The sequence below is a fragment of the Vibrio limimangrovi genome (assembly GCF_054064025.1).
Map to the genome: position 1 here is coordinate 1 of NZ_JBSUGF010000002.1, position 25,221 is coordinate 25,221.

The 25,221-nt window shown below is 44.2% G+C and carries 25 protein-coding genes; 16 read left to right on the forward strand and 9 right to left on the reverse strand.

Annotation, left to right across the window (positions count from 1 at the left end):
• From ACWYU8_RS02035 to ACWYU8_RS02065, 7 genes are all read left to right on the forward strand, one after another.
• A partial coding sequence (locus tag ACWYU8_RS02035) for a hypothetical protein (protein WP_457516701.1) occupies positions 1–193 on the forward strand: 193 nt, incomplete at its 5' end.
• On the forward strand, positions 193–1,239 hold the full coding sequence (rsxD, locus tag ACWYU8_RS02040) for an electron transport complex subunit RsxD (RefSeq protein WP_457516703.1): 1,047 nt from the start codon (positions 193–195) through the stop codon (positions 1,237–1,239). The genes ACWYU8_RS02035 and rsxD, both read left to right, overlap by 1 nt.
• Before the next feature lie 7 nt (positions 1,240–1,246).
• A complete protein-coding gene (rsxG, locus tag ACWYU8_RS02045; protein WP_457516705.1) occupies positions 1,247–1,882 on the forward strand; it encodes an electron transport complex subunit RsxG in 636 nt (211 codons plus the stop codon).
• Complete coding sequence (locus tag ACWYU8_RS02050; protein WP_457516706.1) at positions 1,879–2,571, forward strand: electron transport complex subunit E; 693 nt, start codon at positions 1,879–1,881, stop codon at positions 2,569–2,571. The genes rsxG and ACWYU8_RS02050 overlap by 4 nt, the downstream gene beginning before the upstream one ends.
• Positions 2,572–2,674: 103 nt before the next feature.
• Positions 2,675–3,316 carry an endonuclease III gene (gene nth, locus ACWYU8_RS02055; protein ID WP_457516708.1) on the forward strand — a complete coding sequence of 214 codons (642 nt, stop codon included), beginning with the start codon at positions 2,675–2,677 and terminating at the stop codon, positions 3,314–3,316.
• 32 nt (positions 3,317–3,348) lie between these two features.
• Positions 3,349–3,765, forward strand: coding sequence for a lactoylglutathione lyase (gene gloA, locus ACWYU8_RS02060; protein ID WP_457516709.1), 417 nt, complete (start codon positions 3,349–3,351; stop codon positions 3,763–3,765).
• 142 nt (positions 3,766–3,907) lie between these two features.
• A complete protein-coding gene (locus tag ACWYU8_RS02065; protein WP_457516710.1) occupies positions 3,908–4,342 on the forward strand; it encodes a DUF2753 domain-containing protein in 435 nt (144 codons plus the stop codon).
• Between the two features lie 78 nt (positions 4,343–4,420).
• Here the strand turns inward: ACWYU8_RS02065 and motY are convergent, their stop codons facing one another.
• Complete coding sequence (gene motY / locus ACWYU8_RS02070) at positions 4,421–5,302, reverse strand: flagellar protein MotY (protein ID WP_457516711.1); 882 nt, start codon at positions 5,300–5,302, stop codon at positions 4,421–4,423.
• 315 nt (positions 5,303–5,617) lie between these two features.
• On the opposite strand from motY, the gene rnt reads away from it, so the two are divergent.
• Positions 5,618–6,268, forward strand: a complete 651-nt coding sequence (gene rnt / locus ACWYU8_RS02075) for a ribonuclease T (RefSeq protein ID WP_457516713.1) — start codon at positions 5,618–5,620, stop codon at positions 6,266–6,268.
• A 21-nt stretch (positions 6,269–6,289) separates the two neighbouring features.
• Complete coding sequence (locus tag ACWYU8_RS02080) at positions 6,290–7,615, forward strand: Na+/H+ antiporter family protein (RefSeq protein ID WP_457516715.1); 1,326 nt, start codon at positions 6,290–6,292, stop codon at positions 7,613–7,615.
• Positions 7,616–7,697: 82 nt separating this feature from the next.
• Here the strand turns inward: ACWYU8_RS02080 and ACWYU8_RS02085 are convergent, their stop codons facing one another.
• The 4 genes from ACWYU8_RS02085 to ACWYU8_RS02100 all read right to left on the reverse strand — a co-directional run bounded on the left by ACWYU8_RS02085 (position 7,698) and on the right by ACWYU8_RS02100 (position 11,825).
• On the reverse strand, positions 7,698–8,327 hold the full coding sequence (locus tag ACWYU8_RS02085) for a DsbA family protein (protein ID WP_457516717.1): 630 nt from the start codon (positions 8,325–8,327) through the stop codon (positions 7,698–7,700).
• A 421-nt stretch (positions 8,328–8,748) separates the two neighbouring features.
• Positions 8,749–9,675: a TRAP transporter substrate-binding protein gene (locus tag ACWYU8_RS02090; protein ID WP_457516719.1), complete on the reverse strand. Its 927-nt coding sequence runs from the start codon at positions 9,673–9,675 to the stop codon at positions 8,749–8,751.
• A gap of 118 nt (positions 9,676–9,793) precedes the next feature.
• A complete protein-coding gene (locus ACWYU8_RS02095) occupies positions 9,794–10,744 on the reverse strand; it encodes a PDR/VanB family oxidoreductase (RefSeq protein WP_457516721.1) in 951 nt (316 codons plus the stop codon).
• A gap of 10 nt (positions 10,745–10,754) precedes the next feature.
• Positions 10,755–11,825 carry an aromatic ring-hydroxylating dioxygenase subunit alpha gene (locus ACWYU8_RS02100; RefSeq protein ID WP_457516722.1) on the reverse strand — a complete coding sequence of 357 codons (1,071 nt, stop codon included), beginning with the start codon at positions 11,823–11,825 and terminating at the stop codon, positions 10,755–10,757.
• Between the two features lie 264 nt (positions 11,826–12,089).
• Between ACWYU8_RS02100 and ACWYU8_RS02105 the strand changes: the two genes are divergently transcribed.
• Positions 12,090–12,764, forward strand: a complete 675-nt coding sequence (locus tag ACWYU8_RS02105) for a GntR family transcriptional regulator (protein WP_457516724.1) — start codon at positions 12,090–12,092, stop codon at positions 12,762–12,764.
• 271 nt (positions 12,765–13,035) lie between these two features.
• On the opposite strand, the gene ACWYU8_RS02110 is transcribed toward ACWYU8_RS02105, so the two are convergent.
• Positions 13,036–13,371, reverse strand: a complete 336-nt coding sequence (locus ACWYU8_RS02110) for a Grx4 family monothiol glutaredoxin (RefSeq protein ID WP_193297190.1) — start codon at positions 13,369–13,371, stop codon at positions 13,036–13,038.
• A 283-nt stretch (positions 13,372–13,654) separates the two neighbouring features.
• Between ACWYU8_RS02110 and sodB the strand changes: the two genes are divergently transcribed.
• The 3 genes from sodB (at position 13,655) to ACWYU8_RS02125 (ending at position 15,775) form a co-directional block, all read left to right on the forward strand.
• Complete coding sequence (sodB, locus tag ACWYU8_RS02115; RefSeq protein ID WP_457516726.1) at positions 13,655–14,239, forward strand: superoxide dismutase [Fe]; 585 nt, start codon at positions 13,655–13,657, stop codon at positions 14,237–14,239.
• 156 nt (positions 14,240–14,395) lie between these two features.
• A complete protein-coding gene (locus tag ACWYU8_RS02120) occupies positions 14,396–14,899 on the forward strand; it encodes a VC2046/SO_2500 family protein (protein WP_457516728.1) in 504 nt (167 codons plus the stop codon).
• 192 nt (positions 14,900–15,091) lie between these two features.
• On the forward strand, positions 15,092–15,775 hold the full coding sequence (locus tag ACWYU8_RS02125; RefSeq protein WP_457516730.1) for an SDR family oxidoreductase: 684 nt from the start codon (positions 15,092–15,094) through the stop codon (positions 15,773–15,775).
• Between the two features lie 151 nt (positions 15,776–15,926).
• On the opposite strand, the gene adhE is transcribed toward ACWYU8_RS02125, so the two are convergent.
• Complete coding sequence (gene adhE, locus ACWYU8_RS02130) at positions 15,927–18,629, reverse strand: bifunctional acetaldehyde-CoA/alcohol dehydrogenase (protein WP_457516732.1); 2,703 nt, start codon at positions 18,627–18,629, stop codon at positions 15,927–15,929.
• A 701-nt stretch (positions 18,630–19,330) separates the two neighbouring features.
• Here adhE and ACWYU8_RS02135 point away from each other — a divergent pair.
• On the forward strand, positions 19,331–19,969 hold the full coding sequence (locus ACWYU8_RS02135) for a YchE family NAAT transporter (RefSeq protein WP_457516734.1): 639 nt from the start codon (positions 19,331–19,333) through the stop codon (positions 19,967–19,969).
• A 35-nt stretch (positions 19,970–20,004) separates the two neighbouring features.
• Positions 20,005–20,877: an ion transporter gene (locus ACWYU8_RS02140; RefSeq protein WP_457516736.1), complete on the forward strand. Its 873-nt coding sequence runs from the start codon at positions 20,005–20,007 to the stop codon at positions 20,875–20,877.
• A gap of 33 nt (positions 20,878–20,910) precedes the next feature.
• Here the strand turns inward: ACWYU8_RS02140 and asd are convergent, their stop codons facing one another.
• On the reverse strand, positions 20,911–22,026 hold the full coding sequence (asd, locus tag ACWYU8_RS02145) for an aspartate-semialdehyde dehydrogenase (RefSeq protein ID WP_457516738.1): 1,116 nt from the start codon (positions 22,024–22,026) through the stop codon (positions 20,911–20,913).
• A 434-nt stretch (positions 22,027–22,460) separates the two neighbouring features.
• On the opposite strand from asd, the gene nhaC reads away from it, so the two are divergent.
• Positions 22,461–23,894 (forward strand): Na+/H+ antiporter NhaC, encoded by a 1,434-nt coding sequence (gene nhaC, locus ACWYU8_RS02150; protein ID WP_457516740.1) that lies wholly within the window; start codon positions 22,461–22,463, stop codon positions 23,892–23,894.
• 72 nt (positions 23,895–23,966) lie between these two features.
• Here the strand turns inward: nhaC and ACWYU8_RS02155 are convergent, their stop codons facing one another.
• Positions 23,967–25,124 (reverse strand): chemotaxis protein, encoded by a 1,158-nt coding sequence (locus ACWYU8_RS02155; RefSeq protein ID WP_457516742.1) that lies wholly within the window; start codon positions 25,122–25,124, stop codon positions 23,967–23,969.
• Between the last annotated feature and the right edge of the window lie 97 nt (positions 25,125–25,221).

A 25,221-nucleotide genomic window follows, 5' to 3' on the forward strand; every position in this document is an offset into this window, starting at 1 on the left:
GGCTGCTGCCATTGCTCGCGCGAAAGCCCGCAAAGCGCAGCAAGAAGCAGAAGCAAAACCTGCTGAAGAAGAAGCTCCGGCTGAGCAAACTGAAGATCCGAAGAAAGCCGCCGTGGCTGCTGCCATAGCTCGCGCGAAAGCCCGCAAAGCTCAGCAAGAAGCAAATAAAAATAATACCGAGGAGAACGAGTAATGTCGTTTTTTATTGCCAGCTCGCCGCATACCCACAGTCGTCGTAGCACGCCCGATTTGATGAAATGGGTAGCTTTGTGTGCGATCCCTGGTTTAGCAGCTCAAACGTACTTTTTTGGCTGGGGCACGCTTATCCAGCTTATTTTTGCCATTGCCGTAGCCGTGTCGCTCGAAGCGTTAGTGATGATCAGCCGCAAACGCTCTCCAATGCGTGCGCTTCGTGATAACAGTGCCATTGTCACCGCATGGCTGCTGGCGGTAGCAATACCACCGTGGTCTCCTTGGTGGCTAACTGTCATTGGTTTGATCTTCGCTATCGTGATAGCAAAGCATTTATATGGTGGTCTTGGCCAGAACCTATTTAATCCAGCCATGGTTGCTTATGTCGTACTGCTCATCTCCTTCCCTGTTCAAATGACAAGCTGGAGTGCACCAACATCCTTAATTCCGGATCACGTGAATTTCGCAGACACACTCTCATTGATCTTCACTGGCTTTGATAGCGATGGTCTCTCTTTGCAGCAAGTGCGTTCGGGTGTCGATGGTGTCACCATGGCGACGCCGCTCGATGCATTTAAAACGGGTCTGCATACCGGGGCAACACCGAGTGAGATTCTGTCACAACCCATCTTTTCTGGCTTAGCTGGCATTGGTTGGCAATGGGTCAACATGGCTTACTTAGTTGGCGGTCTGGTGATGATCAAAAAGCGAATTATCCAGTGGTACATTCCTGCCGGTTTCCTGGCAAGTTTGACGATGCTTAGTCTGATCTTCAACCTGATCACTCCTGGGGAGACGGCATCACCTGTCTTCCACTTATTGTCAGGGGCGACCATGCTGGGGGCATTCTTTATCGCAACGGATCCGGTTTCAGCTTCAACAACGGTAAAAGGTCGCCTAATTTTTGGTGCTCTTATTGGCACGATCGTCTTTACCATCCGAAGTTGGGGTGGTTTCCCTGACGGCGTTGCATTCGCAGTGCTGCTAGCCAACATGTGCGTGCCACTGATTGACTACTACACCAAACCTAGAACTTACGGTCACTGAGGAAAACATGTTAACCGCAATTAGAAAAAATGGTCTGACACTGGCGATCTTTGCCTGTGCCACAACTGGTCTAGTCGCATTGACTCAGTACTTAACCGAAGATCAAATTGAACTGCAAGAGCGCAAGCAGCTACTGTCTGTCCTTAATCAGGTTATTCCTGAAACCATGCATGACAACGCATTAACCCAAGCTTGTACAATGGTCAGTTCACCAGAACTTGGCACATTGCACGCGATGCCAGCGTACATCGCGACGAAAAACGGCGAGCCTACCGCAATCGCGATTGAATCTATCGCTCCAGACGGCTACAACGGCGAGATCAAAGTGATCACTGGTATTGATAGCCAAGGGAAAATTCTCGGCACACGCGTTCTAAGCCAGAAAGAAACCCCAGGGTTAGGTGATAAAATCGACTTGCGTGTAACAGACTGGATCCTCAGCTTTACTGGAAAAGAGGTGACCGAAGGAAACTGGAATTCCTGGCGAGTCCGTAAAGACGGCGGTGACTTTGATCAGTTTACAGGGGCAACGATTACGCCAAGAGCAGTAGTCAAAGTGGTAAGAAACACCGTAAACTATGTCAACCAATCTCGAGATGAGATTCTCAACCAGCCCCTAAACTGCGCAGGAGGCAACGAATGAGTGAAAACAAACTGCTGATGAAAAACGGCATGTGGAATAACAACCCGGCATTAGTTCAACTGCTCGGTCTTTGTCCTTTGCTTGCGGTGTCATCAACGATCACAAACGCACTTGGTCTCGGTATTGCCACACTATTAGTGTTGGTCGGTTCAAACGTGACCGTTTCGCTTATCCGTAACTACGTACCTAAAGAGATTCGTATTCCGGTGTTCGTGATGATCATTGCGGCACTGGTAACCTGTGTTCAGCTATTAATGAATGCGTACGCTTACGGCTTATACCTTTCACTGGGTATTTTCATCCCGCTAATCGTAACCAACTGTATCATCATTGGCCGGGCAGAAGCTTATGCATCGAAAAACGATGTGCTACCAGCGGCTTTGGATGGCTTGTGGATGGGATTAGGCATGACCAGTGTCTTAGTCGTTTTGGGTTCTATGCGTGAGCTCATCGGTAACGGCACGTTATTCGACGGCACAGATTTACTGTTAGGCGACTGGGCTTCGGCGCTGAGAATCGAAGTATTCCACTTTGATAGTAGTTTCCTTCTGGCTTTGCTACCGCCAGGCGCTTTCATCGGAGTTGGCTTGCTGATCGCACTAAAAAACATTATCGACAGTTCGATTCAGGCGCGTCAGCCAAAAGCAGAAAAACCAACTATTGAACGTGCCCGCGTCACTAATGCTTAGGGTCTGTTTACCTTTAAGATTTAGTTAACTACGCATAATAAAAATAAGGCTCTAACGTAGGGCCTTTTTCTTAAAAAGGCCAAGACGGTATTGGAAGTCAGCAATGAACAATGTCAAAAGAATTGAAATTTTAGAACGATTAAGGGAAAACAATCCAAACCCTCAGACCGAGCTAAACTGGAGCTCTCCCTTTGAACTGCTTATTGCGGTATTGCTCTCGGCACAGGCAACTGATGTGAGCGTCAACAAAGCAACAGACAAGCTGTACCCTGTCGCGAACACGCCACAATCTATCTTGGATTTGGGTGTAGACGGGCTGAAAGAGTATATTAAGACCATTGGCCTGTTTAACTCGAAAGCTGAAAACACCATCAAAACATGTAAAATCTTACTGGAAAAACACAACGGTGAAGTACCAGAAGATCGTGCAGCTCTCGAGGCCCTGCCAGGTGTCGGGCGTAAAACAGCAAACGTCGTGCTCAATACTGCTTTTGGTTGGCCAACTATTGCCGTCGATACACACATTTACCGTGTATCTAACCGTACTAAATTTGCGATGGGTAAAACTGTCGACGATGTAGAGCAAAAATTATTAAAAGTGGTACCTAAAGAGTTTAAACTCGATGTACACCACTGGCTCATTCTTCATGGCCGTTACACCTGTCTGGCAAGAAAGCCACGCTGTGGTAGCTGTATTATTGAAGATCTTTGTGAATATAAAGAGAAAGTATACCCGGACAGTTAACACTGTCTGAAACTGAAAGCTAGGAGTTAAAAATGTCAAACGGTCGAATTCTACACACTATGCTTCGCGTGGGTGATCTGGACAAATCCATCAAATTTTATACTGAAGTGATGGGCATGCATCTACTTCGTACTAACGAAAACAAAGAGTACGAATACACACTTGCATTCTTGGGCTACAGTGATGAGTCTGAAGGAGCAGTGATTGAACTTACTTACAACTGGGGTAAGACGGAATATGAGCTAGGAACTGCTTATGGCCATATTGCAATCGGTGTTGACGACATCTACACAACTTGCGATGCAATCAAAGCGGTAGGTGGCAATGTCACTCGTGAACCGGGACCAGTCAAGGGTGGTAGCACTCACATTGCGTTTGTAAAAGATCCTGATGGTTACATGATCGAGCTTATCCAAAACAAGCAAGCGTCTGCAGGTCTTGAGGGCTAACCTCTCTCTATTTACTTGTAGTAAAGTTAAAAATTCTAAAGGCAGGTATTCGACCTGCCTTTTCTATTTGTAAACAAAACTCTTTACTTGATAATAGTTATCGTTTAGATTTAATTGCAAATTCGATATATGGATGACGATAATGATCAGTGAATGGGAAAAGCACACACTTCTCGCGGATACCGCTCTTCAATTAGACGACCCTATACGTAGCATTCTTCATTATCAGCAAGCGCTAAGATTGAGTGAAGATATCAGTGAATGTATTGAAATTGAGGCTGACGAACGCCTCTTAATTTCAGTTATCTCTTGCCACAATCTGGCTCAATTCTGGCGATGGGCGGGAGATACCGACTATGAGCTCAGATACCTTCAACTCGCTTCGGAAAAAGTGCTTTCACTGATCCCACAATGCCCGAATAAGGACTGTGCTAGTTTTGTTGAGTCTATTGGTTGTTGCACCAAAGCGCTGATTGACTTTATGAAGCGTCACCCAAACCCAGCAATTGCTAGTCAGGTTGCAAAAATTAACACGGCAACCAACTGCGAAATGATCGCTAAATTCCGTCTAAATTAGAAGTAAAGATACCCGTAAGTATTACCGCTTTTTTGTGAAATCACGCCAATAGTTGCTCTTTCACGACCTAGTTAAGGGTTAAACTTGGGTTCTCCCCAAAGAAATCACCACGCGACGGTTTTTGTCTTTACCTATTGGAGAACCGTTGTCAGCGATAGGACGGCGCTTACCGTAACCTTGCACCTGAATACGGTCTTCCGGTAACCCCAGAGACTGGAAATAACTTCTGAGTGACTCTGCTCGCCTTTCCGACAAACTCTGACTGGCACTTTTGCCATCGGTCGAATCGGTATAGGTGGCAACCAGAACCAAATCAATATCTTGATTGTAACGTACATAGTCAGCTATCTGAGACAGCCTCTTCTTAGACACTTTGGTCAGCTGATCGCCCTGAAGCTCGTAGTGCAAAATCGTAAACGCGATGTCTTCGAAGCTATATTTCAACAAGTTGGCAATACAATCACTAAAGGCATTGTATTTACTTTGAAACAGAACCGATGATAAAGCGACTTCAATCCTTTGGTCACCACTTTGCCAATCTTGGTAACTGAAGGTTGGATAACGTCCTTTCTCTAACTCAGACAACATATTCCAAGCCGTTTGACCACCGACGTACCCGTCAAATTGTTTAAAGAACTGCAGATTGGTAAGACGATCAGCATGTTCTCCCGCTCGCCACGGAGGTGGCATCGAAACGAGACTGACACTTCTTGTTTCACCCATCGGGCGCCGCATTTTTAGTTCGAAATCCAGATTGATTTTTTTACTCGCATGAGACGAAAACACGGCATCGCCAAAACTTGGTATCGGATGTACAAGCTGGCATTCTAGTGGCGTATCTACGACTATTTCCCATTGAGACTGCTGCGGAGTAGCAACATAGCGCTTACTTAACTCCGCATAGCTGTTAGTGCTAAGCAAGGACAGTATAACGCCACTGTTTATCAGCCATTTATTCATCTAAGTACTTTCTCTCAGACGGCACACTTTTGCCGTCAATCTGCATCAATTCAAAACCATTTTAGTTATGCAAATTCCCCGCCAATAACTAATAAAAATGCAGTTTAAGGACATTTTGATAGATACCATCGAATAAGAGATAAACTGGGCGTAGAGGTCAGCCGCAAAAATCAAACAAATTGTGGAGCCATCATCACGTGTTTCATTCTTATTGATTAATTAGAAAACACAATTGCATCTTTATCCGAAATTGCGGTTTTTCTCATCGGCAGAATCTGTAATAATGCCGCCTTCGTCACACCAAAATAAGCCAACATGACTATAGAAAATGAAGCTCTAACCCTGAAAAAACGTTTTCGAGGTTATTTCCCTGTGGTAGTAGACGTTGAGACAGCAGGTTTCAACGCTCAAACTGATGCACTTTTAGAAATCTGCGCCGTAACCCTTCGTATGGATGAAGACGGTGTTTTGCATCCGGCCTCCACTATTCATTTTCATATTGAACCGTTTGAAGGCGCGAATTTAGAAAAAGAAGCACTGGAATTCAATGGCATTCGTGACCCGTTCAGCCCACTACGTGGTGCGGTTACAGAACAAGAAGCGCTAAAAGAAATTTACAAGCTGATCCGTAAAGAGCAAAAAGCCTCAGACTGTTCACGCGCGATTATGGTTGCACACAACGCAGCTTTCGACTTAAGTTTTGTTAATGCAGCAAACGAGCGCTGCAAACTCAAAAGAATCCCTTTCCATCCGTTTGCCACTTTTGACACTGCGACGTTAAGTGGTCTTGCTTACGGCCAAACCGTTCTTGCTAAAGCATGTAAAACGGCGGGTATGGAATTCGACAATCGTGAAGCGCATTCGGCACTTTACGATACACAAAAAACTGCAGAGTTATTCTGTGGCATTGTTAACAAATGGAAGGCCCTAGGTGGTTGGCCGCTTGTTGACGAAAATAATAAGTAAACACAATATATTGGAAAAAGTATGAATCCTGTCGTTATTTCTGTTTGCGTCATGCTCGTGTTAGCGTTGATGCGGGTAAACGTGGTGGTCGCCCTCACGTTCAGTGCCATTGTCGGTGGTCTTGTCGCTGGCATGAGCCTGGGCGATACCGTTGCTGCTTTTGAAAGCGGTCTCGGTGGCGGCGCAACTATTGCTTTAAGCTACGCGATGCTCGGTACATTTGCCGTTGCAATCTCTAAGTCTGGTATCACTGATCTGTTAGCTAAAGATGTGATTAAACGCATCAATGGTAAAGAAAGTTCTGCATCAACGACCGGTTTAAAATACGCGGTATTGGTAGCATTGATCTTAGTTACCATGTCTTCTCAGAACGTGATTCCTGTCCATATCGCCTTTATTCCAATTTTGATTCCACCTCTTTTGGGCGTATTTGCGAAGCTTAAATTGGATCGCCGTCTTATTGCCTGTGTTCTGACTTTTGGCCTAATCACGCCATACATGGTGTTACCTGTAGGTTTTGGTGGCATCTTCTTAAACAACATCCTATTAAAGAACTTACATGACAACGGTCTGGAAAACGTTGTGGCTAGTCAGGTCCCAACGGCGATGTTGCTACCAGGTGCAGGCATGGTATTCGGTCTGTTACTGGCTATTTTCGTCAGTTACCGTAAACCTCGTATCTATGAAGAGACTGAGTTAACTGTTGTCCATGAAACAAATCACGAGATTAACAAACAGCATATCCTTGTCGCGGCAATTGGCATTATTGCTGCACTGAGCGTTCAGCTTTACACAGGTTCAATGATCATTGGTGCGCTGGCTGGTTTCATGGTCTTCACGTTTGGTGGTGTGATCGCGTGGAAAGAAACCCACGACGTATTCACTAAAGGCGTTCACATGATGGCAATGATCGGCTTCATCATGATCGCTGCTGCAGGCTTTGCTGCTGTAATGAAGCAAACTGGTGGTGTGGAAACTTTGGTTCAATCTCTGGCGACAAGCATTGGGGACAACAAACCTCTGGCTGCGTTGCTTATGCTTGTTGTTGGCTTACTGGTCACCATGGGCATCGGCTCATCGTTTTCTACGATTCCAATCATTGCAACTATCTACGTTCCGCTTTCATTGGCGTTTGGTTTCTCTCCAATGGCAACCATCGCACTAGTGGGAACTGCGGCAGCTCTGGGGGATGCTGGCTCACCAGCTTCTGACTCAACATTAGGTCCAACATCGGGTCTGAATGCTGATGGCCAACATGAACACATTTGGGAAACAGTCGTACCGACGTTCATCCACTACAACATTCCACTGATCATCTTCGGTTGGGTTGCTGCAATGACTCTTTAGTATTGAGTTCTCGAAGAGAAATTCTTGATACATTTAGTTACGAAAAAGCCGCTAATTTAAGCGGCTTTTTCATTTCTCTGCATTATTGAGCTGGCAGATTCTCGATGATGCGTTCACGAATCAGCTTAAGCGTTGTTTCCGTGGATAAATAATCCACTTCGATAGGAAAATAGGCATCGTTGATTTGTAGAACCAAGCTCGGATACGAATTCACGCCGAGACTTCTCGCCAAACTAAGCTGGTCTTGAAACACGCCTTCCAGCAAAGTGCCGTCCATGTCGTTCTTAAACTGTTGGACGTTAAGACCAATCTCTTTGGCTAGCTGTAAAAGCGTTGCTTCCTCATGAGGTGGAAGTGCTCGCAAATAATAGGCATGCTGAATCGCTTCCAGCATCTGCTCGTAACTGTCTTGAAAACCTGCCGCGATCACCGCTCGGCACGACTGGTAAGTACTTCTTACTGGCGTACACAGTTTCCAAAAGTCGTAGTTGAACTTAGTCCCTAGCTGACGTTCAATCTGCTGCCAAATGCTTTCAAGCTTTTGTTGCATCTCTGGTGGCATTGGCAAATTCGTATCCGGCGCAAGACCTCCCACCACATACTCAAATTGAATCACACCTGGCAGTTGCTGCTTCAATTTATTGATGGTTGGTTTGTAGCCCCAACACCAACTGCACATAGGATCATGCACGTAGAAAAGCTTTATATCCACTTTAATAATTAAACCTTTAAAATCATTTAGTTAAATCAAACAAAAACATTCAGTGGCGATAAAGTGGCGACACATTTAAATATAATTGCTTGGTTTATGCTTCGAAGTTAACGAGCTGTCTGGCAAAGGAGCAGGCTTTGGCTCTTCTTCACTCCCCCACGAAAACAGCAATTTCTTACGGTAATTTCAAAATCTCTGAGCAATTATACAGTCTCATAAATTGAAAAACTTATTTATCTTGGTAATTCCACTCAATCCAGATAGCACTAGACTCCATTTGCTTCGTAACTGAACGTTCATTTCTTCGTCTCAATTATGTAAAGCACTCGTAATAATTACTAAAAGATCAAGTCCCTCACAGTAAATGAGGGACTTATATTAAAAGACAAACCACAAAGCAGATTTTGGCTTTGGTGGATTTTTAACTATCACATTCTTTCTGAATGTCTTGTATTCGCTGATAGACTTGATTAGCAGGTAAGCCCTTCAATTCGAGTTCATCCAAATATTGTCTTGTCACTTTCTTCAGTTCGGGTTGCCACACCTCTTTAATGTCTTCGTTTAACGAAACAACCTGATCATTTCTTTGCTTGGCCTCATTGATGGCCTCTTGGTCAAGTCGATCAAAGACACGTGCCATATGCTGTGACCATTCATATCCACTGTGTTTATCAATAATGCTCTGTAAGTCGGCTGGTAGTCGTTGGTAAACATCCTTGTTCATCGTGACAACAAAGCTCAAACTGTAAAGGTTTAACTCTGTATGATAAGGCGCAATTTCACCAAGGCGGAAAACTTTCGCTCCGTCCCAAGAAATCGCCACGCCCTCAAGAACCCCCTTTTCTAGAGCTTCATACGCATTAGGCGCTGGTATTCCTGTCGGTTGTGCGCCTAAGTTTTTTAACAGTTGTCCTACAATGGCGGTAGGTTGACGGACTCGCTTTCCTTGTAAGTCTTGCGGCTGGATAACCTGGCCGTCTTTCATATGGATATGACCCGGGCCATTGGTATACATAAACAGAACATGTGTATCGCTATATTCTTGTTTGATATCCCCTTCATCATAGAGCTTCTGGATAATGCATGAGCCTTGGGCAGCATTCTTAACCACTCCCGGCAATTCAACGATTTGAGAGAGAGGGAACCTGTTCGCTGTGTATCCCTGAACCGTCGCGGTTATATCAGCAATATTATGAATGACCGCTTCATAAGACTTGGCTGATTTCGTCAGGGTTTGAGAGGGATAAATATCGACATTGATACGGTCCTCAGAGGCGTTCTCGATGGATTGAGCCCACTCAGTCAATCCCTGATTTATTGCTGATGTTGCAGGCCATGGATGCGACATTCGTAAGTTGATTTCAGCAGCATACGCGCTTAATGAAAGGAGGGTGCTGCACCCTATTATTAGACATGAATTAAATTTTGACGGCATGACAAACTTCCTTTTTCGTTATTTTTTATTATTAGAGATCTAAGGTTAACGAGCGTGTTTTCGAACGAGAGCAGCAGGGTAAAAACTCTCTATTACACGCTTTCTCTTTTTCCGTCAGATAGTGATCGCGATGATCTGGGATGCCATCTAGCACAGGCGTAATACACGTACCACATACGCCCTCTTCGCAAGAAAATGGCACATCGATTCCAGCTTGTGTAAGCACTTCAAGCACCGTCAACTCTGCCGGGACGTCCAGTGTTAAGCCACTGTTATTCAAGTGGATCTCAAAAGCCGTATTTTCGCTGGCTACTTCGCTCTTAGGAGCCTGGAATAGCTCTCGATGAACTTGAGATTCTGGCCAATTCACCTTTCTTGCCGTATCCAGAATGTATTCAATGTAACGCTCTGGGCCGCACACATACACGTGTGCTGATGGGGAAAGTGTTGCAAAAATAGCATCTGCGTCCACTCTTCTGCCTTCATCGCTAAAGTAGAGTTCTGTTTGGCTTGCCCAACTTGATGATGAGATTTCTTTCACGAACGCAGCATCGCGTCTTGATTTCGCAGAGTAGTGCAACTCAAACTCTTGTGCTTCATCGCTTAAGGACTCAGCCATACTGAGTAGAGGCGTTATCCCAATTCCACCCGCAAAAAGGACATGTTTCGACGCATCTCTCTCGAGTTGGAAAACATTTTTTGGTTCACTGATAGAAATAACATCACCAACCTGCAAATGACGGTGGACCCAATCTGACCCACCTCTTGACTGTTCTGCGCGAAGAATAGCGACTCGGTATTGGCTACGTTGACTTGGGGAATGAAAGAGTGAATATTGTCTAACTAAGCCATTTTGCAAGTGTAAATCAATATGTGCTCCAGGTTCGAATACCGGGAGTTCTTCACCATTAATTGGAGACAGATCGACACTAACCACATTTTGACTGCGTAACTTTTTAGCGATGACTTGAACCTCTAACATAGACTTCTCCTTAACTGGCTCGTGCGTTAGTCAAATCTTGTACATTGATACTCGACGACTGCTCCTGTTCAACGAGCTTGTCAATCAAACGTCTTGCCTGAACCCCACCTGCATCGATATCCAGCTTTAGTAATTCTCTATTTGGGTTTTTTAATAAGTTTGCTTGCTGGCGTTCGAGCATTTCTAAGTCTTCACTAAATATCGTATGCTGCCCTGCACGAATTTTTTCAGTAAGCTCCGCATCCTGAGGTTTGAAGTTGCGAGCCATTCCCCAGAAATACCACATGCTTGTATCCGTTTCTGGCGTGATAAAGTCCACAACGATACTGCTCGCTCGTACATCCTTTGGAGCATCAAACCCACCCTGTCCCGCCATAGCGACGCCGACTTCAATCAAAACATGACTAGGCGGGCTGAATTTGCAAATTTGCCAACGGTCTACATCCATTTTGGGATCCAAACCATTTTCTTTTAGCGCAAGCTGCCAAAATGGTGGCGCTTTTACCGAGTCCATAAACCGCGAGGTGGTTACCTGATTGCCTTCTAACTTGGTGCGCACCGGAGCTTCATCTATCTCTTTTTGGCCAATGCTTGACGCATGAACATACGTTTCATGGGTCAAGTCCATCAGGTTATCTATCATTAACTGATAATTACAATTGATGTGGAACAGCCCACCGCCATAAGCCCATTCTGGATTATTGGCCCACTCGAGGTGAGGAATTGCATTGGTATCCGCTAGCTCTTTATCACCAGTCCATACCCAGATGAACCCGTGTCTTTCCTCTACCGGGTAAGATTTAACACATGGAAAACGTCCGACTCTTTGCTTGGGCATGGATGTCGTTTTGCCATCTCGCCCCATTCGTAACCCATGATATCCACACACTAACTCTCCATTTTCCAAATAACCAAGTGAGAGAGGAGCCCCTCTATGAGGGCAGAAGTCTTGTACTGCAGCGACTTTACCCTCACCATCACGGTAAAAGGCAATGTCTTCATTACAGATGGTTCTTGCTAAAGGGGCATTAGCGATTTCATCTGGCGTGCAGGCTACGTACCAACAATTTTTTGGATGCATTCGATATTCCTTTATCTGTATTCACGTTTGTTAATGTATTGTTAATTGTTATGGGATCCAGAATATCACTAAAATTTTAAAATACAGCCTAAATATCCATTTTTGGGATCCCAAACGTATTAGCAATGAAAACTGATAAGCAAATTTTTGTGCTAGGTTGCTAAATAAATTAAATTTCTGTTAAATCACGTTCGGATTGCTGAATCGTGTTTTTCGGTAGGTAATGAAAACGGGATTAGCCGTGAGTTAAGGGGAGAGTCAATTTTGAGTTCTGGCATTGAAGTAGTATCAACACTACGACGAATGATCGTTACCGGTGAGTTTGAGCAAGGAGAGCGGTTAGCTGAGTTACCAACAGCTGAGCGTTTAGGCGTGTCGAGAACGCCTGTCAGGATCGCCTTTCGCACCCTAGAACAAGAAGGGTTGCTGCATAAATTAAAAGGCCGTGGCTATTGCGTTAAAGAAATCACCAAGGGATCGGTAGCTGGTGCAATTGAAGTAAGAGGTGTTCTTGAGGGGCTGGCAGCCCGACAGGCCGCCGAAAAAGGGCTAAGTACAAACCTACATTCCGCTCTTACAGAATGCCTTAAAATTGGGGACGAGATATTTGATAAAGGTTACGTCAGCGAAGACGACCTCAACTTATACCATGAAATTAATCAAAGATTTCACGCTCTCATCTTAGAAGCAAGTGGTAACCCGGCTATTGCATCCTCGTTACAAAAAAATGAGCACATGCCTTTCGCTACGGTGAATTCTATTACGTTTAATTTCGACAAGCTGAAACAAGAATATCGACGATTTTACTTTGCCCATTTGCAACATCACACCATTGTACATGCTATCGCAAATCAGCAAGCTTCTCGCGCCGAATCATTGATGAGAGAACACGCAAATGTAACGTTGAACTATGCAGAAGTATTTAGTGAATCAAACTAAGTGTGCGGGGAAAGTATCTAAGACACTGTACTGAGCAATGATGTTGCAATACCCTTAGTAACTCGATTCAAACATGGCTACGGGGTTATTCTTTACTTGGGCTATTCTCGAGTTTGAAATTGTAGTGTCGGGTAAAGCTGCTGACCAGTGAGAAACCTTCTGCATGCTTGTGATATATAAAAAACTTTATATTCATTCCACTAACCTAAAAAAAGAAAAAGGAGCCAGTGCGGCTCCCTCGTTTCTATCGCTAAATGTGAGTATTTACGAATTACTCAGCTTGACCTTCAGCGCGTGCTGCAGCGTCTTTGATTAGAGGCTGAAGTTCACCTTTCTGGAACATTTCCAGAATGATGTCACAACCACCAATCAGCTCACCTTCAACCCATAGTTGTGGGAAAGTCGGCCATTGTGCGTATTTTGGTAGCTCAGCGCGGATATCCGGATTTTGCAGAATGTCTACGTAAGCGAACTTCTCACCACATGCCATTAGAGCTTGTGACGCTTGAGAAGAGAAACCACAGCTTGGCAGTTTCGGTGAGCCTTTCATGTACAGCAGGATAGAATTTTCAGAGATCTGCTGTTTGATTTTGTCGATAGTTTCCATCGCTTCCTCATTCATGGGTGTTAACTATGTTTATCTGCCACATTCTACTCAATAACTGCAGAATAAAAACCATATAATTAATGAGGATTAAACTAAGATTGTTTCATGGCGGATAAATTGACATTTTACTGCGCTCTGGTGACTAAAATATTTTCATATCGGGGTTTTAATAAAGTAAAAACTTGCTAAAATACTTAGCAAGTCAGTCGTATCGACTCAGAACGAATAAAAACACTGGAAGCAATCGAAAGGTTACCCTTTCATATCAATGGAGAATCGAGTAATGGCATTTGAACTACCTGCTCTTCCTTACGCGAAAGACGCACTAGAACCACATATCTCTGCAGAGACTCTAGATTACCACCACGGTAAACACCACAATACTTACGTTGTTAAGCTAAACGGTCTTATCCCTGGCACTGAGTTCGAAGGCAAAACACTAGAAGAGATCATCAAGACTTCTACCGGTGGCGTATTCAACAACGCTGCTCAAATCTGGAACCACACGTTCTACTGGCACTGTCTAGCTCCTAATGCGGGCGGCGAGCCAACTGGCGCAGTTGCTGAAGCAATCAACGCAGCATTCGGTTCTTTCGAAGAATTCAAAGCGAAGTTCACTGATGCAGCTATCAACAACTTCGGTTCTTCATGGACTTGGCTAGTTAAGAAGGCTGACGGTTCTCTAGACATCGTTAACACTTCTAACGCAGCGACTCCTCTAACAGAAGAAGGTGTAACTCCACTTCTAACTGTTGACCTATGGGAACACGCTTACTACATCGATTACCGCAACGTACGTCCTGATTACATGAACGGCTTCTGGGCTCTTGTAAACTGGGAATTCGTAGCAGATAACCTAGCGAAGTAATTCACTTCCCCCTGGTTCAATTTAGTCTTATGCAAAAGCTCGCTTACCCAGCGAGCTTTTTTATTTTCCTCGCTTCAAGCCCTAGTTTTCAGTCTTCTTTTTTCTAAAGTTCTTCTTTGATATGCCGCTATAAAAAAACGTCTGGCGAGGAACATCATGCAAATCCATACTTTAGATAAAGCTGCAATTATTAACGAACTTCAGTTCGGTAACGGTATTAACCATGCCGTTTACGAAGGGCGCCGCGCCGATTTTGCATTGATTTTGTCAATGTTCTCAAACGATGTGCGGGATGTGATCCCAATCGAAGTAGTCAAAGAAGAGAAAACACACGACGACATTCTTCGCCAGCAATTTGGCCTATCTCGACCGCAATCTTTGCGCTCGGATAGTAGTAGTTATGAACTCGCGGCTGAGCAAGCCAAACAATTTCATGCGGCTGGTTTGCCCTCTGCCAAGCTGAGTCACTACCTCACACCTGATGCCCTCACTTATTTACCAGAACATACTTTTAACCTTCCGGAAGAGGTATATCATAATTTATCCGGTCATGAACGACGTCGCTTAGGTTCGAAAAATCAGACGCTGATTTCTGATGCAGGGTTATATAACCTACTCGTCACAACACAACGTCAAGACCAAATCCACGCTCAAGCGTAATGTTCAACTTTTCACCAATCTTTTACACTTGTCACACGCACGAAGTGTGACGCCTTGCCGATTCCGATACAATAGTCTTCCCTACAACGCGTTAATTTGAAGCTTTTCACACTGGGCTTAGCGAATTTAATCCATGCTGATAGCACAAACCACTGGAGTCATGTTTTTCACATACGGAGCAGTGAAGGTGATATGGATATTAAAGAATCGATCATACTCGTTACGTCAGCAGGTTCGCTCATAGGCAGAACCTGTTCCAATCACTTCGCTCATCTTGGGGCGACATTGATTTTATGTGACCAAGACTCAAGCGCCTTGCAAGAAAGTTATGACCAAATCAGAGCGTTTACGGATAAAGTCTACGCCATGCATGTTCACAGCGATGACACGACCTCAACTAATCTACTGTTTGATCAGATAGAATCTGAACTCAAGGCTACACCTGATGTAGTTGTCAATTGCTGGACCAGCTCCCCTATGCCTAGCTTGATGGCGCCAGAGCCGCTAAGCACATACGTAGACCATCTTTCATCTGCGGCTCGATTTCTCTACACCTATGGGCAGGTAGCAGCAGAACGTTTTCGTGCTCGAAACAAAAAAGGGGTCATCGTCAACGTTATATCTCACGATAGCCATGAAGATCTTACCGGAGTGGAAAGTATGGCGGCTTTAGTATCCGGTTTTACCTATAGCTGGGCGAAAGAACTTACACCTTACAACATTAGAGTGGGAGGGGTAATTCCGTCAGTCACACATACTAAAGAAGATATTGACGAAGTACACTGGGCAGAAATTCAGGACGAGTTAGTACGCAACACGGCATATATTGTCGCCAATGAATACTTTAGTGGCAGAGTCGTATCTACTGAGGTCTAATAGATAAGGAGCCGTCCCCCATCCTTAATGTGTAAACACATTTCAGGACGGGACAGCAAGATTAAAAAAGCCCCAGTCCAAGGACTGGGGCTTTAACTTTTCCCGATTAAGGTTTCGTGCTAGCGAAAACCTTGTTCAAAACAACGCTTAATTACGCGTCAGCTTTTTCTTTTTTAGCTTTAGGCGCAGCTTTCGCGGCTTCCTGATCTGCTTTCTTCTTGATTACAGTCGTACCTTCGAAAGTTTCACCTTCAACGAAAGCTTTACCGTAGTAAGAAGCTTTAAGAACTTCTTTCAGCTCAGTGATTAGAGGGTAACGTGGGTTTGCTGGTGTACATTGGTCATCAAACGCGTCAACCGCTAATGCGTCAACTTTCGCTAGGAAGTCAGCTTCATTAACACCCGCAGCCTGAATAGACATTGGGATATCTAGGTTAACTTTTAGCTCATCCAACCACGCTAGTAGACGTTCAATCTTCTGAGCAGTACGGTCACCAGCTTGACTTAAGCCTAAGTGATCAGCAACTTCAGCGTAACGACGACGTGCTTGTGGACGGTCGTATTGAGAGAATGCAGTTTGTTTGGTTGGGTTATCGTTCGCGTTGTAACGTACAACGTTAGAGATAAGCAGTGCGTTAGCCAAACCGTGTGGAATGTGGAACTCAGCACCAATCTTGTGAGCCATTGAGTGACATACACCCAGGAATGCGTTCGCAAATGCTACACCAGCGATAGTTGCTGCGTTGTGTACTTTCTCACGAGCGATTGGGTCGTTAGCACCATTCGTGTAGCTTGATGGTAGGTACTCTTTTAGCATCTTAAGTGCTTGTAGAGCCTGGCCATCTGAGTATTCGTTCGCAAGAACAGATACGTAAGCTTCCAGAGCGTGAGTCACTGCATCGTAACCACCGAATGCTGTCAGAGACTTAGGCATGTTCATAACAAGGTTCGCATCAACGATAGCCATGTTAGGAGTTAGCTCGTAATCAGCTAGTGGGTATTTAGCACCAGTCTTGTCGTCTGTAACAACTGCGAATGGAGTAACTTCTGAACCCGTACCTGAAGTTGTAGTAATACATACAAGCTCAGCTTTTTGACCCATTTTAGGGAATTTGTAGATACGTTTACGGATGTCCATAAAGCGCATTGCAAGCTCAGCAAAGTCAGTTTCTGGGTGCTCGTACATTACCCACATGATTTTCGCCGCATCCATTGGTGAACCACCACCTAGAGCAAGGATCACGTCTGGTTGGTAGCTCGCCATTTGAGCTGCACCTTTCTCTACTACAGATAGAGTTGGATCCGCTTCTACATCAAAGAACGTCTGAACTTCCATACCTTGAGCTTTAAGAAGCTGTACGACTTCATCAGCGTAACCGTTGTTAAATAGGAAACGGTCAGTTACAAGAAATGCACGTTTCTTACCTTCTAGGTCGCTAAGCGCGATAGGAAGGCTACCACGACGGAAGTAGATTGACTTAGGTAGTTTATGCCACAACATGTTTTCAGCTCGCTTAGCAACAATTTTCTTGTTGATTAGGTGTTTAGGACCTACGTTCTCAGAGATAGAGTTACCACCCCATGAACCACAACCTAACGTTAGAGAAGGAGCAACGTTGAAGTTGTAAAGGTCACCGATACCACCGTGAGTAGTCGGAATGTTGATTAGGATACGAGCCGTCTTCATTTTGTCACCGAAGTAACGGATACGATCTGCGTTTACGTCTTGGTTTGTGTACAGGCCAGATGTGTGACCGATACCACCAATTTCAACCATGGTTACTGCTTGTTCAACGGCATCTTCAAAGCTGTCTGCTTTAAACATACCCAGACATGGAGACAATTTCTCGTGTGCGAATTCGTCTTCGTAAGCCACTTTGCCCAGGCCTTCACCGATAAGTACTTTAGTGTCTGCAGGAACTTTAACACCCGCCATTTCAGCGATAGCTGCCGCTGGTTGGCCAACGATTTTCGCGTTTAGCGCACCGTCGATAAGGATAGTTTTACGAACTTTATCAGCGTCAGCTTTGCTTAGTACGTGAGCTTTGTGAGAAGCGAAACGCTCTTTCACTTCTTCGTAAACGTCTTTATGAACGATGACAGCCTGCTCAGAAGCACATACAACGCCGTTATCGAAAGTTTTAGACATCAGTACAGAAGCAACGGCACGTTTGATGTCTGCTGTTTCGTCGATAACAACTGGAACGTTACCTGCACCTACACCGATTGCTGGTTTACCAGAAGAGTAAGCTGCTTTAACCATGCCTGGACCACCAGTCGCAAGGATAAGAGCAATACCTTCGTGCTTCATAAGCGCGTTAGAAAGTTCTACTGAAGGTTGGTCAATCCAACCGATGATGTCTTTTGGTGCACCCGCTGCTACTGCTGCGTCCAGAACCAGTTTAGCTGCATCGTTTGTAGAGTTTTTAGCACGTGGGTGTGGCGAGAAGATGATACCGTTACGAGTTTTAAGTGAGATAAGAGACTTAAAGATCGCAGTTGAAGTAGGGTTCGTTGTTGGAACGATACCACAGATGATGCCTACTGGCTCTGCGATGGTCATCGTACCCATGCTTTCATCTTCTTCAAGCACGCCACAAGTTTTTTCGTCTTTGTACTTGTTGTAGATGTACTCAGAAGCAAAGTGGTTTTTAATTACTTTATCTTCAACAATGCCCATGCCAGATTCTTCTACCGCTTGTTGCGCTAGAGGAATACGAGCTTGGTTAGCTGCTAGAGATGCTGCGCGGAAGATTTTGTCTACTTGCTCTTGAGAGTAAGTAGCAAATTCAGCTTGTGCTGCTTTTACGCGTGCCACAAGAGCATCAAGTTCAGCCAGATTAGTTACAGGCATAGGGATTCTCCTAAAATTAACAAATATTAAAAACTTTTTAGTAAGACTATTGCTTATCTCTTTTTGCTGCTAATCAGCCACTTAACAAAACAAACGACTTAGTAAATTGCTTTCATGGCTGAGTATAATATTTCACAGTATGAAAAAAATTGACTTGGATCAGTTCACACTCTCGAAATACCACCAAAGTGTAGCATAAGCGACAAATAACACCTTAAATCATTGATAAAAAACAATTTAATCCCACAAAGAACATGGAACAAAAAATCAGCAAACAGACAAAAAAGTTAAATAAACGACACTATCCTGTAAAAAAGTTTCATTTTTAGACATGAAAATTACATGTAGGCCAATTTCAATGTGCTACTGATAGTATATAGAATTGTTTCACCTCTCTGCAAACAACCTTTGTTTTAATCAAAAGTTTTCGAATGTTAACGTTTGTGTAAAACATCGCTGTTAAACAATAGCACTCCACGCAACATTTGATTTCCAGATTAGATACAGTTTATTAAAAAATTAGTTTTTCTCACAAATAACACGGGAAATACGTTAGTTTTTTTCATTTTTCCTTAATGCGGTTATAACTTACATTTAGCGCCCAATATCGGATCATGTAAGTGGAAAGCCTTTGCTTGAGTTGATTCAGATACATTACTCTCTCCGTTTTTCACTAATGTGAATTTTTATGAGTACGCAATATGCACACTTTTGAGCTAGCGATTTTCTTACAGTTTTTTTTAGGTCTGGTGGCTGCCGTTAACCCCGTGGGAATAATGCCAGTGTTCGTATCACTCACCGGTCACATGACACCTGAAGAAAAAAGCAAAACAGCAACGACCGCAAATATCGCAGTTGCGATCATTCTTTGCATTTCGCTACTGGCAGGCCAAGTACTGTTAGACATGTTCAGCATTTCTTTGGATTCATTTCGTGTGGCAGGCGGATTACTACTGCTGAGTATCGCGTTCTCAATGATGAGTGGTAAGTTGGGTGAAGATAAGCAGAACAAACAGGAGAAGTCTGAATACGTTAGCCGCGAACAAATCGGTGTTGTTCCTTTAGCAATGCCTCTGATGGCTGGCCCAGGCGCAATCAGTTCGACTATCGTTTATGGTTCTCGTTACCCAAACATGTTCGATACGGTAGGCATTAGTATCACGATTGGGTTGTTCTGTTTCTGTTCATGGTTGTTATTTCGTTCAGCCCCATACATCGTAAAGTTACTTGGTCAGACAGGCATTAACGTGATCACCCGTATTATGGGTCTGATCCTTGGTGCTCTCGGTATTGAGTTTATTGCCAATGGATTGCGCAACCTATTTCCTGGATTAGCCTGATTTTCCATTAGCTTGTATGATAGAGCGATTCAACCATGGATCGCTTTGTCATGATGACTCACTCTCTGAAAAATACCCTTTACGTTACGATTTTTGGCACCCACACCAAAGCAGGCAGAGCCTTCGATATCGCTTTGATTATAGCGATCATCTGTTCTTTGGCCGTTCTCGTACTCGATTCTATTCCAGCCGTAAGTGCTGAATGGGCGGTAGAACTCAAGTATTTGGAATATACATTTACAGGCTTATTTACCATTGAGTATTTGCTTCGTTTGTATTGTTCACCTAAACCTGCCGCCTATGCTAAAAGCTTCTATGGCGTTGTCGACTTACTTTCAATTCTGCCCACATACTTAGTCTTGTTCTTTCCTTCGGCCTCATTCATGGGCGTGATAAGAGCACTTCGGGTAATGCGTATCTTCCGTATCCTGAAGTTGGTTCGCTATCTTCAGGAGTCGAATGTTCTTCTTCGATCATTGCTTATGGCTCGCAGAAAAATATTCATATTTTTCAGTACAGTGGCGATTCTCGTGACGATATTTGGGTCACTGATTTTTATCGTAGAGGGGCCAGAAAACGGATTCACCAGTATCCCAAAAAGCATTTACTGGGCCATTGTGACCATTACCACGGTTGGATACGGTGATTTGATCCCCCAAACCAACTTAGGTAAAGCATTGGCTTCAATAACGATGTTGTTAGGTTATTCGATAATAGCCGTACCAACGGGTATTTTTACCGCAGAATTGCATCAAGAAATGCAATCACATAAGGAGCTGGTCAAGTGCCCTAACTGTTCACAAGCTGGCCATGATTCCGATGCTATATATTGCAAGCATTGCGGGAGTGAGTTAGCCGATCCGGACAAACGAGTGGTCCGCGGTGAAGGTAAAAAAAAGAGCCCCTAGCAAGGAGCTCTCTGAATCAAAAATAGGGAAATCTTACGCTTTCTCTGCAAGGATGATTCTCAGAGTACGACGTAGTGGCTCTGCAGCACCCCATAGCAACTGGTCACCAACTGTGAAGGCGTTTAGGAAGTCATCACCCATCGCCATCTTACGCAGACGACCAACAGGAACAGACATCGTGCCTGTCACTTTAGCAGGAGTCAGCTCTTGCGCTGTGATGTCACGATCGTTTGGAATCACTTTTACCCACTCATTGTGAGTAGCAATGATTTCTTCGATTTCATCCATCGGCACATTTTGCTTCAGTTTGATAGTCAAAGCCTGAGAGTGACAACGCATCGCACCGATACGTACACATGTGCCATCGATAGGAACTGGAGAACCTTGAGTGCCAAGGATCTTGTTCGCTTCAACGCCTGCTTTCCACTCTTCTTTACTCTGGCCGTTATCGCGTTTTACATCGATCCACGGGATAAGAGAGCCAGCCAGAGGCGCACCAAACTTATCGGTAGGGAAAGAAGCACTGCGCATCGTTTCCGCAACTTTCTTATCAATATCAAGAATTGAACTTGCTGGATTCGCCAATTCTGAGCTTACAGAATCGTTGATAACACCCATCTGAGAAATCAGTTCACGCATGTTTTGCGCACCAGCGCCAGAAGCGGCTTGGTACGTCATTGCACTTGTCCACTCAACTAAGCCTTTCTCAAATAGACCACCAAGGCCCATCAGCATAAGACTAACTGTACAGTTACCACCAACGAAAGTATTCGTGCCACTGTGAATGCCATGCTGAATTTGTTTTAGGTTCACTGGATCCAAAGTGATGATTGAATCTTGTGCCATACGTAACGTAGAAGCAGCATCAATCCAGTAACCTTTCCAGCCAGCTTGGCGAAGTGCAGGATAAACTTTCTCGGTGTAGTCACCACCTTGACACGTAATTATCGCATCAAGTTGTTTTAAACTTTCAATATCAAACGCGTCTTGTAGTAAGCCTGCGTCTTTTCCTAAGTTAGGAGCAGGAATACCAATTTGAGAAGTACTATAGAATACTGGTTCGATTAGATCGAAGTCTTTCTCTTCAACCATGCGTTGCATAAGGACTGAACCAACCATACCACGCCAACCGACTAAACCAACTCTCATCGCCTTAACTCTCCATGTATTAAAAAAAACCTACCACATATTTCATTTTTCACAGCAAAATCTCAAGCTCTAATTTGTAAATGAGCTCAATTTTTAACGATTTCTCCCGAAAAGTCGTATTAGAAGTAAATTTTAAGCATTTGCGTTTCCAAAATTCACGAATTCAAAGAAGGAAAAGTACTGATTCAACAGGATTGGTCATACCAGCCCCGGCGGAAGTTACATTTGAAGCACATAAACTTCACATTACATAACATTTAGCACCATGTTTGTTAAATAAAATCAGCATTAAACTTCACATGCAAACGTTAAATCCGTTCAAGATCAAGATAAAACACCAAAAGTTCGAAATATAGAATTTGTTAATGTATGTTATGCCGCGCTTACAATAAGGAGCGCTTTCCTCTATCGCTCCACAATATACAGAGGCACGTATGAAGCAAGTTACAACACGCCTTCCTAACCTGATACAGGTATTTATCTCGTTAGGTTTATTTCTTCTTATGGCATTTTCGTTCACAGCCAAGTTGAACCTTCCAATTCAGTTAGCATTGTATATTGGATGGTTCATTATTATGGTTTTAGGCATAAGACTGGGTCATCAATACAAAGACCTTGAAAAAGCAGCATTAAATGGTATTTCTAATGGCCTTGGTGCAGTTCTGATTCTTCTTGCCGTTGGTGCTCTAGTGGGTACATGGATATCCGGCGGCATCGTTCCAACCATCATTTACTATGGTCTGAAAGCCATCCACCCTTCTATCTTTTTACTTGCCACGATGATTATCTGTTCTTTGACTGCATTAGCAACAGGTACATCTTGGGGTGCAGCAGGCACGGCGGGGATCGCGATGATGGGGATTGGTCAAGGTCTTGGAGTTCCGGCCCCAATAACCGCGGGTGCAGTGCTTTCAGGTTGTTACTTCGGTGACAAAATGTCCCCTCTTTCGGATTCCGTGATTCTTGCATCGTCCATGTCTAACGTAGAAGTGATGGAACATATCAAAGGTATGCTACCTATCGCTCTTATCAGTTACATCATCACTGGTATTATGTTCACGGCGTTTGGCTTCCACTATGCGGGTCAAGTTGATATGAGCCAGGTGGACTCTGTAATTAATGCGATGGAACAACAATTCTATATCACGCCTTACTCGTTTGTACCGGTACTGATCGTACTTGGCTTGCTTGCAATGCGTATGCCCTCTTTCCCTGTGATCAGCTTTGGCTCTCTATTGGGAATAATCTGGGCGGTGATGATTCAAGACGTAGATTTCCTGACAGCATTCAATACAGCTTGGGCGCCATTTGCTATTTCCTCTGGTGTGGATTTCATCGATTCTATCCTCAACCGAGGTGGCATGTCTTCTATGCTCGGATCAGTCGCAGTGATTATATTTGGTCTGGGATTCGGTGGCTTACTTGATAAAGTTGGCGTGCTGGAAACCATTGCGAAACTATTCGAAAAGCGAGTTCAGAGTTCAGGCTCACTCGCCACCAGCACAATCGGTACTGCGTTCATGGGCAACGTCTTTGGTTCTGCGATGTATGTGTCGCTGATTCTGACCCCGAAAATCTGTGCCAAAAACTACGACCGTTTAGGCTATAAGCGTAAGAACTTATCTCGCAACGCGGAGTTTGGCGGTACGTTAACCTCTGGTATGGTTCCTTGGAGTGACAACGGCATCTACATGGCAAGCATTCTGGGTGTTGCAACCCTGTCTTATGCGCCATACATGTGGCTAAGCTTTGTTTGTATTATCGTTACCATCATCAGTTCTTATATGGGATGGTTCGTGGATAAGTGTGAACCAGTGGTAGAATCTTCTCAGCAGGAAGAAACGGAACTACAACAGCAGACTGCCTAAAGCATTCTTCAGTAAACCATATAAAAAAGAGCGCGATTGCGCTCTTTTCTTTTTAAGAAACAAAGACTAACTCTATTGTACTTTTGTTTTAACTGCTGAGCGTTTCCCTAGCACATAACCGAGTCCGAGCGGAGCAAAGAAGATCACAGCAATAAACAGAATGAAGTAAATAATGGTGTTTTGCACCAGTTCGATGAGCTTATTCATAGCCAGATCCACTACTTGCTGAGATACACGATCCATATCCTGCGCAAACTGCTCTCGTTCGTGAGTAATGATTAACGCGATTTCTTGTCGCTCTCTCGCCACCAATTCTTCTAATGCCTGACGCTCTTCACCTAACTGCGATAAGCGCGCTTCGGTTTTTTGGTCGATATCCTCAATCAGAGGCTGCAGCTCTGCCGCCATTTGCTCAGCTAAGTAACGCATGTACTCGGGGTTGTTATCGATGAAATCTCTCATCGAATCAGCAGTGCCTTGTAAACTATCTAAAGTCGCGTTGACCTTTTCGATGCTGGCAGAGCTGTTTAAAGCCAGTAGCTGCGCTTTCCAGGTTATAATCTTAGGTGTTTGTTTAGACGTTAAACTCAAACGGTCAGAAACATCCCCCAACGCTTCTGGCATTGTTCCCAACGTCGTCACCGCATCTTCTTCACTAATCTGGCTAAACTCCAGCCATGCTCGGTAAGCTGGCGTTCTGATCATGCTAAGATCAGCAAACGGATGTTGCTTCACAAAGTCAGCAACAAAGCGTTTTGTATTGTCATAAACATCTTGCTTTAATAAAGATTCAGCAAGCTTGTCCACCTCATTAGCCAAACTCACCGACACGTTTTTAGCTTCGTCCGTCGCAAATAGATTGCTCCCCGCTCCCGTGGAATAAAACTGGTCGACTTGATGAGCGAATACCCAAGTATCAATCAGCCCAGCCATCGGTGATACTTGATAAGCCGCCGCCTGCAGCCCTTCTTCTGCATTAATTTTCCAGAGCAGGATATAAGATTGGTTAACTTTATCATTTGGATCATAGTTCTCTTGCAGGACATCTGCCGCCTGCTCAACCTGAGCAAAAAATTGCAGGGCATACTCTCGCGTCAAAATACGCATATTCAGCTCTTGTTTGGTGAGCGGGACAGTTTGGCTATCAATTTTCAGTTCTAAAAGTGAGCATCCAGAAAGAGCCAGTGCCAACCACATAACCATCAATGGAAAAAATCGATGAATAGACATGACATTACCTTTAACAAATTGGTGTGGAACAGTAATCATGTCGAACTGAAAACCAGTTCGAGTATATCTTGAATACCTCAGCCTCTGAGAGTTTAAG

What these genes read in the sequence shown, in the direction of transcription:
- rsxD (WP_457516703.1), top strand. Translation starts at nt 193, where the DNA reads ATGTCGTTTTTTATTGCCAGCTCGCCGCATACCCACAGTCGTCGTAGC.
- rsxG (WP_457516705.1), top strand. Translation starts at nt 1,247, where the DNA reads ATGTTAACCGCAATTAGAAAAAATGGTCTGACACTGGCGATCTTTGCC.
- ACWYU8_RS02050 (WP_457516706.1), top strand. Translation starts at nt 1,879, where the DNA reads ATGAGTGAAAACAAACTGCTGATGAAAAACGGCATGTGGAATAACAAC.
- nth (WP_457516708.1), top strand. Translation starts at nt 2,675, where the DNA reads ATGAACAATGTCAAAAGAATTGAAATTTTAGAACGATTAAGGGAAAAC.
- gloA (WP_457516709.1), top strand. Translation starts at nt 3,349, where the DNA reads ATGTCAAACGGTCGAATTCTACACACTATGCTTCGCGTGGGTGATCTG.
- ACWYU8_RS02065 (WP_457516710.1), top strand. Translation starts at nt 3,908, where the DNA reads ATGATCAGTGAATGGGAAAAGCACACACTTCTCGCGGATACCGCTCTT.
- motY (WP_457516711.1), bottom strand. Translation starts at nt 5,302, where the DNA reads ATGAATAAATGGCTGATAAACAGTGGCGTTATACTGTCCTTGCTTAGC.
- rnt (WP_457516713.1), top strand. Translation starts at nt 5,618, where the DNA reads ATGACTATAGAAAATGAAGCTCTAACCCTGAAAAAACGTTTTCGAGGT.
- ACWYU8_RS02080 (WP_457516715.1), top strand. Translation starts at nt 6,290, where the DNA reads ATGAATCCTGTCGTTATTTCTGTTTGCGTCATGCTCGTGTTAGCGTTG.
- ACWYU8_RS02090 (WP_457516719.1), bottom strand. Translation starts at nt 9,675, where the DNA reads ATGTCGCATCCATGGCCTGCAACATCAGCAATAAATCAGGGATTGACT.
- ACWYU8_RS02095 (WP_457516721.1), bottom strand. Translation starts at nt 10,744, where the DNA reads ATGTTAGAGGTTCAAGTCATCGCTAAAAAGTTACGCAGTCAAAATGTG.
- ACWYU8_RS02100 (WP_457516722.1), bottom strand. Translation starts at nt 11,825, where the DNA reads ATGCATCCAAAAAATTGTTGGTACGTAGCCTGCACGCCAGATGAAATC.
- ACWYU8_RS02110 (WP_193297190.1), bottom strand. Translation starts at nt 13,371, where the DNA reads ATGGAAACTATCGACAAAATCAAACAGCAGATCTCTGAAAATTCTATC.
- sodB (WP_457516726.1), top strand. Translation starts at nt 13,655, where the DNA reads ATGGCATTTGAACTACCTGCTCTTCCTTACGCGAAAGACGCACTAGAA.
- ACWYU8_RS02120 (WP_457516728.1), top strand. Translation starts at nt 14,396, where the DNA reads ATGCAAATCCATACTTTAGATAAAGCTGCAATTATTAACGAACTTCAG.
- ACWYU8_RS02125 (WP_457516730.1), top strand. Translation starts at nt 15,092, where the DNA reads ATGGATATTAAAGAATCGATCATACTCGTTACGTCAGCAGGTTCGCTC.
- adhE (WP_457516732.1), bottom strand. Translation starts at nt 18,629, where the DNA reads ATGCCTGTAACTAATCTGGCTGAACTTGATGCTCTTGTGGCACGCGTA.
- ACWYU8_RS02135 (WP_457516734.1), top strand. Translation starts at nt 19,331, where the DNA reads ATGCACACTTTTGAGCTAGCGATTTTCTTACAGTTTTTTTTAGGTCTG.
- ACWYU8_RS02140 (WP_457516736.1), top strand. Translation starts at nt 20,005, where the DNA reads ATGGATCGCTTTGTCATGATGACTCACTCTCTGAAAAATACCCTTTAC.
- asd (WP_457516738.1), bottom strand. Translation starts at nt 22,026, where the DNA reads ATGAGAGTTGGTTTAGTCGGTTGGCGTGGTATGGTTGGTTCAGTCCTT.
- nhaC (WP_457516740.1), top strand. Translation starts at nt 22,461, where the DNA reads ATGAAGCAAGTTACAACACGCCTTCCTAACCTGATACAGGTATTTATC.
- ACWYU8_RS02155 (WP_457516742.1), bottom strand. Translation starts at nt 25,124, where the DNA reads ATGTCTATTCATCGATTTTTTCCATTGATGGTTATGTGGTTGGCACTG.